Origin of the sequence: Pseudomonas sp. B21-040, from assembly GCF_024748695.1 — a bacterium.
Taxonomy (GTDB): Bacteria; Pseudomonadota; Gammaproteobacteria; order Pseudomonadales; family Pseudomonadaceae; genus Aquipseudomonas.
The window spans coordinates 1,398,698-1,411,988 of record NZ_CP087176.1; the positions used below are offsets into that span (position 1 = coordinate 1,398,698).

Annotated in this window: 10 protein-coding genes, 1 tRNA gene and 1 pseudogene; all 12 read right to left on the bottom strand. The window is 59.6% G+C overall.

All coding sequences use genetic code 11. The annotated features are described in order from the left end of the window. Positions 1-27: 27 nt before the first annotated feature. Positions 28-297, bottom strand: a complete 270-nt coding sequence (locus tag LOY55_RS06315; protein WP_046029454.1) for a hypothetical protein — start codon at positions 295-297, stop codon at positions 28-30. A gap of 541 nt (positions 298-838) precedes the next feature. Beyond that, on the bottom strand, positions 839-1,204 hold the full coding sequence (locus tag LOY55_RS06320) for a hypothetical protein (RefSeq protein ID WP_046029456.1): 366 nt from the start codon (positions 1,202-1,204) through the stop codon (positions 839-841). Then, positions 1,189-1,971 (bottom strand): hypothetical protein, encoded by a 783-nt coding sequence (locus LOY55_RS06325; RefSeq protein WP_223523964.1) that lies wholly within the window; start codon positions 1,969-1,971, stop codon positions 1,189-1,191. Before LOY55_RS06325 ends, LOY55_RS06320 begins: the two co-directional genes overlap by 16 nt. Before the next feature lie 10 nt (positions 1,972-1,981). After that, positions 1,982-2,528, bottom strand: a pseudogene (locus tag LOY55_RS06330) (PAAR domain-containing protein). A 294-nt stretch (positions 2,529-2,822) separates the two neighbouring features. Further along, a tRNA-Gly gene (locus LOY55_RS06335) sits at positions 2,823-2,896 on the bottom strand. A 169-nt stretch (positions 2,897-3,065) separates the two neighbouring features. Then, the gene (locus LOY55_RS06340; protein WP_109787384.1) at positions 3,066-3,950 is read right to left on the bottom strand and encodes an alpha/beta fold hydrolase; all 885 of its coding nucleotides are present in this window, start codon (positions 3,948-3,950) and stop codon (positions 3,066-3,068) included. Positions 3,951-4,261: 311 nt separating this feature from the next. Next, positions 4,262-4,954 (bottom strand): pseudouridine synthase, encoded by a 693-nt coding sequence (locus tag LOY55_RS06345; RefSeq protein WP_258667799.1) that lies wholly within the window; start codon positions 4,952-4,954, stop codon positions 4,262-4,264. Between the two features lie 57 nt (positions 4,955-5,011). Then, positions 5,012-5,206 carry a cysteine-rich CWC family protein gene (locus LOY55_RS06350; protein ID WP_258667800.1) on the bottom strand — a complete coding sequence of 65 codons (195 nt, stop codon included), beginning with the start codon at positions 5,204-5,206 and terminating at the stop codon, positions 5,012-5,014. A 5-nt stretch (positions 5,207-5,211) separates the two neighbouring features. After that, positions 5,212-6,699 (bottom strand): sensor domain-containing diguanylate cyclase, encoded by a 1,488-nt coding sequence (locus LOY55_RS06355; RefSeq protein ID WP_077430744.1) that lies wholly within the window; start codon positions 6,697-6,699, stop codon positions 5,212-5,214. Positions 6,700-6,913: 214 nt separating this feature from the next. Further along, a complete protein-coding gene (gene atzF / locus LOY55_RS06360; protein WP_223522385.1) occupies positions 6,914-8,686 on the bottom strand; it encodes an allophanate hydrolase in 1,773 nt (590 codons plus the stop codon). A gap of 25 nt (positions 8,687-8,711) precedes the next feature. Then, positions 8,712-12,344, bottom strand: coding sequence for an urea carboxylase (gene uca, locus LOY55_RS06365; RefSeq protein WP_258667801.1), 3,633 nt, complete (start codon positions 12,342-12,344; stop codon positions 8,712-8,714). Positions 12,345-12,646: 302 nt separating this feature from the next. Further along, the gene (locus LOY55_RS06370) at positions 12,647-13,288 is read right to left on the bottom strand and encodes an urea amidolyase associated protein UAAP2 (protein WP_077430742.1); all 642 of its coding nucleotides are present in this window, start codon (positions 13,286-13,288) and stop codon (positions 12,647-12,649) included. Positions 13,289-13,291 lie beyond the last annotated feature (3 nt).

The following is a 13,291-nucleotide window of genomic DNA, read 5'->3' on the forward strand; positions in this document are numbered from 1 at the left end:
GCGCCCCGAAAGGCGCCCGGTATCACCTCAGGACGGTTCGGCATCCATGCGTCGAGCGATAACGTCCAGCACATCGCAACCGTCGCGCAAGGGCACGCAGCAGAGCAATGCAAAGTCGCTGAGGATGACCGCGTCGGTGGTGATGTCGCCTCGCATGGCGAGGTTTTCGAGGATCTGCGTCACGGCTCGTATTCTGTAGCTGGCCGTGCTGAGCAGTGAGTGCAGCGGTTGGGTGGTGTTGACGAAGAGGGAGGGCAGATCGTCGGCGTTGCTGGTTAGAGCCATATATTCTTTCAAGATTGATCTCCATGATAGGAGGAAGACCTACCACTCAATCGTCGCCAAACAATAGGGTGGTAGCTGTACGCGGGTTGGCGAACCGGGCCATGGTAAAACCGGCAGACCCTAAGGTCTCCCACGCACAGCCACCATAAATGAGGTAGCAACGTACGTTCAAAAGCGCTCCGAGAAATTCTCGGAGGCTCCTGTACCAAGGCATCGAGTCGCCAAACCCGATACGCCATTTGGGCGCGCTCGGACTATAGGCCTCGTGACAAAGGCACAGCAATGCGCAAGTGTACGGACAATTCCCAGCGTCGTGTAGGACGTTGCCTTTTCGGAAATTGGCCACTTTCGTGCCATCAGGGAATTGGGTGATCGACGCGTGATTGGGCAGACGTTGACTGCTTTGTTCAGGATGAAGAATCAGCGTTTCACTAAATCCCGCCCACAAAAAAACCGGCCACACAGGACCGGTTTTTTCGTTATGGTCGCCCGTCAGGCAACAGCAGGGAACAAACTCTCATAAGGAATTCGTAATTCATTCTTAGGGGGGCAGTTACTGGAAACGATGAAATTTCATGAGCTCCTTCCAGATGTAACCGTAGCTGTAGCGTAGCCATGCCACTTTTAACTGGTCGAAGCGACGTCGAAACCAACTGTGTTCTCGCGCTTTGAGTTCTTTGGCTATTTCCTCTAGTAACCATTCATCCTTAAAACCACTCCAAACAGGAGGGACGGGCGTTTCAAGGTTGCTGAAGCAGACAGGCGCGACCTCTGAGTACAAGATTTCTTCAACGTCCTTTGGGTCATAGCCTCGAATTCGTTCTGCGATAGAGGCGTAGTCGACAGTGCTGTCTACAAAGGCCTCTGCCAGCGCGATCTGGATGTTCGCTCGTTCCGTAGGCGTCAGAATATGTCCCAATGGGCCAGCTCCTCTAGCTCTGCGTCGAACGTGTCAGCCGCGACCCCGCCGGCGATGCCGCCGACAACGCTACCGATGAGAACTACGGCGATTGCGCAGGCCGGAGCTCCAGGACCACAAAGAGCGGATATGCCCAAGCCCGCCAAAAACCCACCTGCCGCACCACCACCCAGGATCGTGGCTTGACGCGCCGTTTCCTTGGCCTTGTCATCAGCGTTCAGTATTTGGTAGGTGGCCAGCACCGCCGTCAAGATGATGCCAACCTTGCCCATGACAGACATGATTTTTGTGCCAGAAGTGAACTTGGCATTGGCACTGCCGGACCGCTCCAGAGCTCTGTACAAGACCTCTTTCTGTTGAGCCTTAGAAAGTTGTTCGTAGTTCTTGTGGAACTGGGTTTGAGATTTTTCGTTCAGGATGTCGCTGTGTGTTCGGCCGGCCTTTTTCTTTTTTTGCACGATGGCCAAACCCTGTGCAGAGGTCAGCTTGCGGTGTTCGAACATGATTTTGTTGCGCATCTCATTGCTGAACTTTGTCGCGTCCTCGACGCTGATATTGCCAGCTCTCACCTCAGCGAATATCTGCTGTGACATTCGTCGAATATTGCTCTCATAGCTTGCGCGGACGCGTTCGTCCTTGATGGCATCGATGGAGAAACGACTGGCCGCCCCCTCCATGCCTGCAACCGCCATCTCAAGGGGAGACCGGTCGAGCGTATGTTCGCTTTTAACAACATAACTTCCGGTTACCAGGTTCGGTTCCGTCACTAGAATATCCTTATCCCAAAATGTCGTTCAGCAGTCCGTCGATACCTGCGGTTGTGCAGGTGTTTTCGTGTTGGGCAAATGCCAAGGTATGGCATGCCTTTCCGGTGGGGTTGGAAAATTTGACCGAGTTGTTTGCGTCAAAGACGCCGGGCATGGAAGACCCATCGTCAAAGTGAGCCGTGCAAGCAAACCCTTCGTAGCTTTCTTCTGCGGGAATCTTAAAGCCGATCCAGTTCCCGTGAATGACCATGGGCGTAGGCGGAATAAAGGGGGCAGGGGTATGGGGGCTTCCGATGATGACCGTGCCCGAACCGCCGATCACGACATCGCCATGATGTGCCGACAGTACCGACCAGCGCGGCATTTTTGCCGTTGATTAACACTGTGCCGGACACTTCTGAAGCTAACGCACTACCGCAGGTGCAGGTGTCACCTTTGCGAGCGGCTGCAAGGCCGTCGAAGAACACATCAGGAGAGCCAGAGGCGATAGCTTTGGGGCCGTGCCCAGGGATGGGACAACTGGTTGGGTCGGTGATACGTGCAGCTGGCTTTGCCATGCTTGACTCCCTGTCAACGAATTTAACGGGGACGACTGTATCAGACCTACTCTGAGAAATGGCTCGCGAAGATGTCAGCAAGGTCATGCCTGGGGCATGCGGCGGGAGTTGATAAGCCAGAGATGCACAACCATGCTTATTCAGCTGTGGAAAATTGGGGACTGATCTATTTATCAAAGATTGGCCAAGTTGACCACATACCCGAGTCCACCAAACCCCAGACACAAAAAAACCGGCCATCAAGGCCGGTTTTTTTATCCCCCGTCAAAAAACAACGTGAGACTGAAGTCTGAGTGGAGCGGGTGAAGGGAATCGAACCCTCGTTATCAGCTTGGGAAGCTGGAGTAATGCCATTATACGACACCCGCTCAGAGCGGCTGACTTTGTACCAGATGTGCGCACGGATTTGAAGTTTTTCTTTATGCGCGCTGCATTTAGCACGGCTGAAACGAAAGCACGGTCTATCGCGGGCAAGCCTCGCGCCTACAGGACTGCATTCAACACTGTAGGGCGAAGCTTGCTCGCGAGGACGCTGTTTCAGATAGCCAGTGCATGGTGGTCCTGAACGTAGTGGTAACGCGGTCGGCTTTCATGCTGTGCCGGTCTCAGGAACCCCATCAGTGCATTGCGGCTGTCTCGGCAGGCGGCTTTGTGTTCCATGTCGAGAAAGTGGCCGGTCGCTTCCAGGGTCGTGAAGGTGGCGTGTTGCACATGGTTGGCGAACAATCGCGCGCCGTCGGCGGCGGTGTATTCGTCCCATTCGCCGTTCATGAACAGCACCGGTACGTTGATTTTCTCCGCAGCCTTCAGAAAGCATTGGCGATCACTGTGCAGCAGGTCGCTGATGTGGAAGTGCATCTGCCCGTATTCATGATCGGCCAGGCTGCTGACGTGCCGATAGTTGAAGCGCTTGAACAGAGTCGGCAAGTGTTTACCGATGGTGCTGTTCACCAGGGTGCCGACCCGGTCGCCGTCCCGGCTGCCGAGGTAATCGACGCCTCGCTCGAGGTAGTCGAGCATGTGCGCATTGATCTCCGGGGAGAACGAGCTGATTACGGCTTTTTCGATCCGTCGTGGCCGGTGGGCGAGGGCGACCAGGGTCGCGGCACCGCCCCAGGAAAACGACAGAACGTGTTCGGCGCCGAAGTGGTCGATCAGCTCCAGGAGGATCTGCCCTTCGACTTCCTTGGTCAGCAATTTCTCGTGCAGGTTGTGGGCCTTGGACTTGCCCGCGTAGGGCTGGTCGTAGCAAACCACGTTGAATTGCGGGTGCAGGTTTTTCACGGTTTGTGCAAACGACGCAGTCGTGGCCATCGAGCCGTTGACCAGAATAATGGTCTTCTCTGCGGCGTCTGCGCGATAGAACTCCGTGTAAACCCGATACTGACCTTGTATATCCAGCACAGCGATTTCTGGCCTCATGTCATAAGACTCCTGGCAAGCGGGTATGCGCGCAAATGAGATTGCACGAGCTTTGTGACAGGTAGGCATACGCCTGGAATTTGGAGGCCCATGTCGATCCATGCAGCAGGTCGACGGGTATTATTATTGGCGGGCAGTCTGTCGGTCTGAGGCGGAACCTGAGGGTTCTCTAACCGGCAAAAAGTTTCTTAGAAGTATGTTGTGACTCGTCAGTCACATTTCGGCTGACGACCTGATTCAAGCAGGGGAGGCGGCATCGCGCAAGTGTCTTTCGTAAATTGTTCGACAACTTCTGCTGAGCGGTTGCCTGCTTAGATCAAATGAATCTCTTCGGTGCGCAATGGGCGGTACTCGCCCGGTTTTAGCGCATTGTCCAGCGCCAGCGGGCCCATGCGCTCGCGGTGCAGGCGTAGCACCTTGTTGTCGAAGTGGCCAAACATGCGCTTCACCTGATGATAGCGACCTTCAACAATGCTAAGGCACGCCGACTTCGGCCCCAACAGCTCTAACCCGGCGGGTTGAGTGGTGAGGTCCTCGAAAGCGAAATACAGCCCTTCTGTGAATTTCAACGCATATTCCGGGCCGATCTCCTGCTCGGTCTCGACGTAATAAACCTTGGGCAGTTTGGTCTGCGGTTGGGTCAGGCGTCGTGACCAGCTGCCGTCATTGGTGATCAGCATCAGGCCGGTGGTATTGAAATCCAGGCGACCGGCGATGTGCAACTCATCCTTGTCGGGCTCGTGAATCAGGTCGAGGACTGTCGGGTGTTCCGGGTCGCGGGTGGCGCTGACACAGCCGGCGGGCTTGTGCAGCATGAAGTGGCGCAGCGGCTTGCCGGCTTGCAGCACGTCGTCGTCCACTTCAACACGACTGAATTCGCGGACGTCGGCGTGCGGGTCGCTGACGATGTTTCCGTCGATCCGCACGCGCTTTTCCACCAGCAACAGGCGCACCTGCTTACGGTTGAAGCACGGCAGATTGCTGAGGAAACGGTCAACGCGCATGGCAAGGGATCGGTGGGAAAAGGGTCGCGTATCTTACGTGATCCGCCGGAGGCCTGCTTACAGCTGTGCCTCGACCTGCGCGCAGCGCGGGCGCAGGCAGGAGGCGTTGCGCAGTTCGGCCGGCAGTGCTTCGAGCACGGCCGGGTCGATGCTGACGCCGTAGCACCAACAGGCGCGATCAGCGGTTCGCGGGTCGGCCAGGCTGCAGTCGTTGGAGGCGCCGCAGGCCGGGCAGTGTTCAGGCCGGTTCATAAAGGTCATTCATAGCTGGAGTGAGACATTTCCACGCAGGTGCGATTACGGCCCGATTGCTTGGCGCGATACATCGCATGATCGGCTCGTGAGAGCAGGGTGTGCAAGGTGTCATCCGGCTGCAACGTGGTCAAGCCGATGCTGACGGACAGCTGCAAGGCTTGATCGTTGTAGGCATAACGTTGTGTTTCGACATGCTGGCGAATCTTCTCGGCGATCATCAGGCCGGTCTCACCGTCGGTGTCCTTGAGCAGCACGATAAATTCTTCACCGCCCCAGCGGCAGACGATGTCGGAATGGCGCAGACAGCTCTCCAGATCCCGCGCGAAGCCGATCAGCACCTGATCGCCGGCCAGATGCCCGTAGGTGTCGTTCAACACCTTGAAGTGGTCCAGATCCAGCAGCAGCGCGGTCAGCGGTTTCGGCTCGCGCTGGGCTTCATGCATGGCCTGTGCGGCCAGCAGATCGAAGCCGCGACGGTTCGGTAATTCGGTCAGGGTGTCGAGGGTGGCCTGGGCCTGGATCTTGCCCTGAAAACGCTTGATTACCCGGTTCAGCAGGGCCAGCACAATCAGCGTGACGAGCAGGCAGATCAGCAGGTTGAGGTACAGCGACTGGCGGATTTCACTGAGGGCGCCGTCTTCGCGTTTGTCGACGAACAGGTACCAATTCAGCTCTGGAATGAAGCGCACATTGAGGAAATGTCCCTGGCCCTGAACGGAATATTCGTAGCTGCCGCTGTGGGGTTTGGGCAATTGGCTGACCAGGCTTTTCATGCTGTCGAGCTCGCTGAGGCTCTGCCCGATGTGTGCACCTTGTGGGCCACCCTCGGCGCCAGTGAGCACCAGGCGCCCGAAGTTGTCGACGAAATACACGCTGCGCTGGTAGCGCTGCTGGTACTTGTCGATCAGCTTGATCACCGCATCGACCGTCAGGCCGACACCCGCCGCGCCGATGAAACGGTCGTTGTAGTCGTAGACCTTGTAGTTGATGAAGAAGGTCAGGTTGTCCTTGTTGGCCATGTCCGGGTCGACATTGATTTCGTAAGGCTCGGCCATGTCCCGCACGCGAAAATACCAAGTGTCACGGGGCTCGGTGGCCTTGATCTGTTTGAGCACGCCTTTGGCGTGGTAGTAGGTCAGCGTGCTGTTGGAAATGAAGAACGAGGTGTAGGCGCCGTAGTGCGTCATGACTTCGTTGAGGTAACGAGTCATTTTCTCGGGGTCGTGCTCGCCGTTCACCACCCAGTCCCGCATGAAGGTGTCGCGGGACATCATCGAGGAAATCAGGATCGGTCTGACAAGGTCTTTCTGGATTTCCGAGTAGACCGTGTCCGATGTCAGCGGCAGTTCAGTGTTGACGATGTTGTCGCGAATCGACGCGCGAGAGGCGTAGTAACTGAGGAAGGACGTGGCAAGAAACCCGGCGCCCAGCAGCGCGATCAGCGTGAGGACCAACGAACGTTGAGAATACAGAGGCGAGCGGGGCGACATGACACTTCCGTGGGTAATGGTCCAAGGCAGGCATTCTAATGGCACTGCCGGGAAATAACTGCTCTATGTCGAACGCGAATGATCGCTCACGGGCCTCAACGGAATGATCATTCCCACGCTCTGCGTGGGAGTGCCGCCCCGGACGCGCTGCGTCCCTTTGCGAGCGTGACGCGGAGCGTCACAGCATGCATTCCCACGCAGAGCATGGGGACGATCATTGAGCGAGATAAGCGCGCCAGCCTCCTAGGTGGCTGATATCGGTGGCACCTTCCAACCCATACGCCTCACAGATAAACCCGCTCTCCCATCGCCCATCTGCCAGTTGCACCTTGCCCAACCCCAGCGGCGCCGGAATTCCGGTCAAAAACGACCCCAATTCACTGCTTGGCAGTTCCCAGACTTCCACCGCAATCGCCACGCCACCGGACTTTACGCGAACCATCCCCGGACGAAATGGCGGGCCACCGGCCAGCGCATACAGTTGATAGTCCGGCGAACTGTAAGTCGTCTCGATCAACCGCGCCCCGCGCCGCTTCAATTGCCAGTTCAACGCCAACCCGTTCAGATGTGCACCACACACCACCAACCGCGCGCGGTCATTGCGCGCAACGGTTGTTGACGTGGGCGCCGTCACACCGTGCTGACGCTGGAAAGCGTCCGCCACGCTCAACAAGTACTGATCGGTGAACGCCCGACCAAACAGGGTCACGCCCCACGGCAGGCCATTGCCCATGAAACCGCTGGGCACGGCGACGGCGGCGTAATCGAGCAGGTTCATGAAGTTGGTGTAGTAACCCAACTCCGAATTGCGCAGCACCGGTTCGGCGTCCAGTTGCGCCCGTGTCACCGGGCGGCCGATGGTCGGTGTGACCACGCAATCGAGGTCTGCCAGTGCGGTGTCGCACAGCGCCTTCAAGGCTTGCAGGCGATACTGGGCGCGGAAGGTTTGCACGCCCGTCACCGCCGGAGCCTTGGCCAGCACCGCACGGATCACCGGCAGCACCGCTTCCGGGTTTTGTTCCATCAATTCGCCGGCCACGCTGTAACGCTCGGCCACCCACGGCCCTTCGTAAAGCAGACGTGCGGCTTCGAGAAACGGCGACAGGTCCAGTTCGACGGCTTCACCGCCCAAAGCCTTGAGTTGGTCGATGGCATCACCGAACAACAGCGGGCCTTCGGGGCAACCGAAGAACTCCAGATCTTGCGCACGGGGTACGCCAAAGCGGAACGGGCGCGGTGTGCCGAATGCCGCGCCGTCATTCCATTGCGGGTTGCTTCGGCTGTATTCATCGCGCGGGTCGAGGTGTGCCGTGAGCGCGAGCAATTGGCTGGCCTCCCGAGCCGTCGCGGTGAAAGTCGTTACGCAATCGAGCGTGCGACAGGCGGGCACCACACCTGCCGTGGAGATCAATCCTTTGGTCGCTTTGAGCCCCACCAGATTGTTCAACCCCGCGGGTACACGCCCCGAACCTGCGGTGTCAGTGCCCAGCGAAAAACTCGCCACGCCCAGCGCCACCGCCAGCGAAGACCCGGCGCTGGAACCGCCTGACGGATACTCCGGCAACACACTGTTGGGGCACGCGCCATACGGCGAGCGACTGCCGTTGAGGCCGGTGGCGAACTGGTCGAGGTTGGTCTTGCCCAACGGGATCGCCCCCAGCGCCAACAACTGTTCGACGATGGTCGCCGAACGCTCGGGCACGTAAGCAAACTCCGGGCACGCCGCCGTGGTGGGAATGCCCGCCAGGTCGATGTTGTCCTTGATTGCAAACGGCACGCCGTACAGCGGCAGGCTGTCGATGCTGTGGCCGTCGAGGGCGGCGAGGTACGGCTCCAGTTCTTCAACACTGAGCAAATGGATGAACAGGTGATAGTCCGGGTTCAGCGCCGCCGCTTTATCGCGCAGGCTCAGCAGCAATTGCCGGGGCGTGAGGGTCCCGTCGCGGTAAGCGCTGCGCAGGGCGTCGAGTTGTAGATTGATGTTCATGGCGTTAATCCTTTTCGAAATGGGTTCAGTCGAGTTCCAGCACCACGACGCGCTGCCCGGCACGTACCGCCGAGCCCGGTTGCAAACGAATCTCGCGCACCACGCCGGCCATGGGGGCCAGCAGTGGGATTTCCATCTTCATCGACTCCAGAATCACCAGCACGTCACCGACGGCCACGCGGCTGCCGGTTTGCACCTGAACCTGCCAGAGGTTGCCGGCGATGTGGCTGTCGACGCTCTGTTGACCGTTGGCCAGTGGCGCATCTTCGGTGGTTTCGGCGACCCGTTCTTCGCTGTCGAAGTGCGCCTGACCGCTGGCGATCCAGCGCTCGCGCTCGGCGTTGAACGCGCCTTTTTGCTGATCACGAAACGCAGCAATGGTGTCGGCTACTTTGCTCAGGAATGCCTGGTAATCCGCGAGGTTCAACTGGCTGTGCTCGATGTTCAGATCGAAACGTCCGAGCGGGAAATCCCGGCGGATGCGCAGCAGTTCATCGGCGCTCACCGGGTAGAAACGGATCTGGTCGAAGAAGCGCAACAGCCACGGTTTGCCGTCGAACGCGGCGACTTCGCGGTAGCGGTTCCACATCTGCAACGTGCGACCGACAAACTGATAACCGCCGGGGCCTTCCATGCCGTAGACGCACATATAGGCGCCCCCGATGCCCACCGAGTTTTCCGCGGTCCAGGTGCGGGCCGGGTTGTATTTGGTGGTCACCAGACGATGACGCGGGTCGAGCGGCGTGGCGACCGGTGCGCCGAGGTAGACGTCGCCCAGGCCCATCACCAGGTAACTGGCGTCGAACACCGTGCGCTGCACTTCATCGAGGTTGGGCAGGTCGTTGATGCGGCGGATGAACTCCAGATTGCTCGGGCACCACGGCGCGTCCTTGCGCACGGTGGTCATGTATTTTTCGATCGCCAACTGACAGGCCGGGTCATCCCAGGACAGCGGCAGATGGACAATGCGCGACGGCACTTGCAGGTCCTTGGCGGCGCACACGGCGTCCCATTCCCCGGCGACGATGCCGAGCAAATCGGCCAGCGGCAGTTGCTCGGGTTGGTAGTGCACTTGCAGCGAGCGAATGCCCGGCGTGAGATCGATCACGCCGTGCAGGTGTTTGCTTTCCAGCGCTTGCATGAGGGCGTGGGCGCGGAAACGCAGGACCAGGTCGAGTTCGGGGGCGCCGATTTCCAGTAGTAGATGAGTATCCCCAGAAAGACGCGCCACCAACCGCGTATCTCCCTGACCCAACTCCAACACCACAGGCGACATAAGACTCTGTGGGAGCTGGCTTGCCAGCGATGAAGTTGAAGCGGTGTCTGGACGGGCCCCATCGCTGGCAAGCCAGCTCCCACAGGTATTCCACTTGCAGGCGAGATTGCGGGCGGTTTTGATATCGACCGGGATGAACTGAACCTTGTCTCCAGCCTTCAATTGCCCCAGCTGCCAAAGGTCCGCCTCGATCACCGTCACCGGGCACACAAACCCGCCCAGGCTCGGGCCATCCGGGCCGAGGATGACCGGCATGTCCCCAGTGAAATCCACTGCGCCGATGGCATACGGATTGTCATGAATATTCGACGGATGCAGGCCCGCTTCACCGCCGTCGGCGCGCACCCATTCAGGCTTCGGCCCGATCAACCGCACACCCGTGCGGCTGGAGTTGAAGTGCACTTCCCATTGGGTCGCGAAGAACGTGCCGATGTAGCGTTCGGTGAAGTATTCCGGTGCGCCATGCGGGCCGTAGATCACGCGGATTTGCCGCACCGCGGGCAACGCGGTGACTTGAACCTCGGGCAGTTCTGCACCGGCACTGCGGTCGCTCAACGCTGGCACATGCAACACGTCACCAGCGCGCAAGGCGCGACCACCATGCCCGCCAAACTGACCGAGGGTGAAGGTGCTTTTGCTGCCCAGGTAATCCGGAACCTGCAGACCACCGCGCACGCACAGATAGCTGCGGGCGCCGGCGCCGGCCATCGTGCCGAGGCTCAACGTGGCACCGGCCGGAATCAACAGCGCGGTGTTCATCGCGACAGTTTCGCCGTTCAACGTCAGCGGGATAACCGCGCCGGTGACCGCCACCACCGCATCACAGTTGAAGCGCAGCAACGGCCCGGTCATGGTGATTTCGAGGGCGGCGGCACCTTCTTCGTTACCCAATAGGAGATTGCCCAGACGCAACGCGCGACTGTCCATCGGGCCCGACGGCGGCACGCCCACCGCCCAATAGCCGAGGCGACCGGGATAGTCTTGAACGCTGGTCTGGGTCCCGGCGCTTAACACTTCAAAAGTGTTGGCCTGATAGATCAGGCCTTCCAGACAACGCGTCCACGGCTGGCCACTGGCGAACGGCGCATCCAGCAGAATCTGGCGCAGGTAATCGCGGTTGGTTTCCACGCCATACAGCAGGCTGTCGCTCAATGCCTGATGCAGATCAGCGCGTGCTTCTTCGCGGGTCGGCGCCCAACTGATGACCTTGGCGATCATCGGGTCGAAGTACGGCGGGATCTCGCAACCGGCCTCGACCCAGGTGTCGATGCGCAGTTGAATGCCGTTGGCGGCCGGGAAATTCACGGCGGTGAGCAAGCCCGGGCTGGGCTGGAAATCGCGTCCCGGATCTTCGGCATACAGTCGCGCCTGAATCGCATGCCCTTCGGCTTTCAAACCTTGGCTCAACTCACTCAACGGTGGCAAATCACCGGCCGCGAGTTCCACCATCCAGCGCACCAAGTCAACGCCCCACACTTGTTCGGTGACGCCGTGTTCGACTTGCAAACGGGTGTTCACTTCAAGGAAGTAGAAGCGCTGATCTTCGCTGTCGAAGACAAACTCCACGGTGCCGGCGCTACGGTAATTCACCGCTTTGGCCAGTTTGATCGCCGCCGCGCACAGGTCTTCGGCCATGCCGTCGGGCAGGTTCGGCGCCGGGGTTTCTTCGAGGACTTTCTGGTTGCGGCGCTGCACCGAGCAGTCGCGTACGCCGAGGGCAATCACTTCGCCCCGGCCATCGCCGAACACCTGGACTTCCAGATGACGGGCGCGCTGGATGTACTTCTCGATGAACACCCCGGCGTCGCTGAAGTTATTCTGGCCCAGACGTTTGACCGCTTCGAAGGACTCGCTCAACTCAGCCGCACTGCGGCACACGCGCATGCCGATGCCGCCACCGCCTGCGGTGCTTTTGAGCATCACCGGGTAGCCGACCTGTTCGCCTGCGATCAGGGCCGCGTCGAGGCTGTCGAGCAGTTCAGTGCCTTCGAGCATTGGCACGCCGTGTTGTTTGGCCAGGGCGCGAGCCGTGTGCTTGAGACCGAATACGCGCAGCTGTTCGGGTGTGGGGCCGATGAAGGCGATGTTGGCGTCTTCACAGGCCTGGGCAAACGCGGCGTTTTCCGAGAGGAAACCGTAGCCGGGATGAATTGCCGTGGCGCCGGTGGTTTTGGCGATGGCGAGGATCTTGTCGACCGCCAGGTAAGTGCCGGCCGCCGCGCCTTCACCGAGGCTGTGGGCTTCATCGGCTTGCAGGATGTGCAGGCTGGCCGCATCGGCCTCGGAGTAAACGGCGACGCCTTTAACCTGCAATTCACGCAGGGTGCGCAGGATGCGGCAGGCAATCGCGCCACGGTTGGCAATCAGGACTTTTTCGAACATGGCATAACCCCCGGAGGCGATAGCGCATCAGCCTCGACCTGGGATGCGGGCCGTCCCGCAGTTTTTCGAGATGCATCCGGGCCGTCCCGGATGAAAAATCAGATTTCTCAAACGCCGCCGTCCCCCTGTAGGAGCGAGCCGGCTCGCGATAGCGGTGGGTCAGTCGACATCAATATCGAATGTGCTGGCCCCTTCGCGGGCAAGCCCGCTCCCACAGGTTCGGCGGTGTCAGGGTTGTTTCAGGCACTGGCCGGAGCGTGCCTGGCACAGGGCGAACAACCATCTGCGCAACCGCGCTAATTTCAATTCCATACCAGCAGCTCCGCAGGGGTCGGGTTGTAGGCGTTGCACGGGTTGTTCAGTTGCGGGCAGTTGGAGATCAACACGATCACGTCCATCTCGGCCCGCAGATCGACGTATTTGCCCGGCGCCGAAATGCCGTCTTCAAAGGTCAGCCCGCCGTCCGCCGTGACCGGCACGTTCATGAAGAAGTTGATGTTCGGCCCGATGTCGCCCTTGCCCAGGCGCCCGTCGTGAACGCAGGCGCGCAGGTAGTTGTCGCGGCAGCTGTGCATGTAGCGTTTTTCCAGGGCGTAGCGCACGGTGTTGCTCTCCTGCGCACAGGCACCGCCGAGGGTGTCGTGACGTCCGCAGGTGTCGGCGACGATGGTCAGCATCGGTTTGCCGAGGTTGGAATACAGCACGCTGCCGGTGCTCAGGTACACGCTGTTCTGCCGGCGTAAGGTGCGCTGCACGTCGTAGCGTTCCTTGGGATTGGCGACGCTGTAGAACAAGGTGTCGACGGCCTGGTTGCCTTCCAGGTCTAGGATGCGCAGGGTCTGGCCGGCCTTGACCTCCATCAGCCACGGTTCGCCGGCGGGGATGGTGGCGCGATAGATCGCGGTGTCGGGTTCGTTATGAACGGTAGCGATTGCGAGTGACATGGC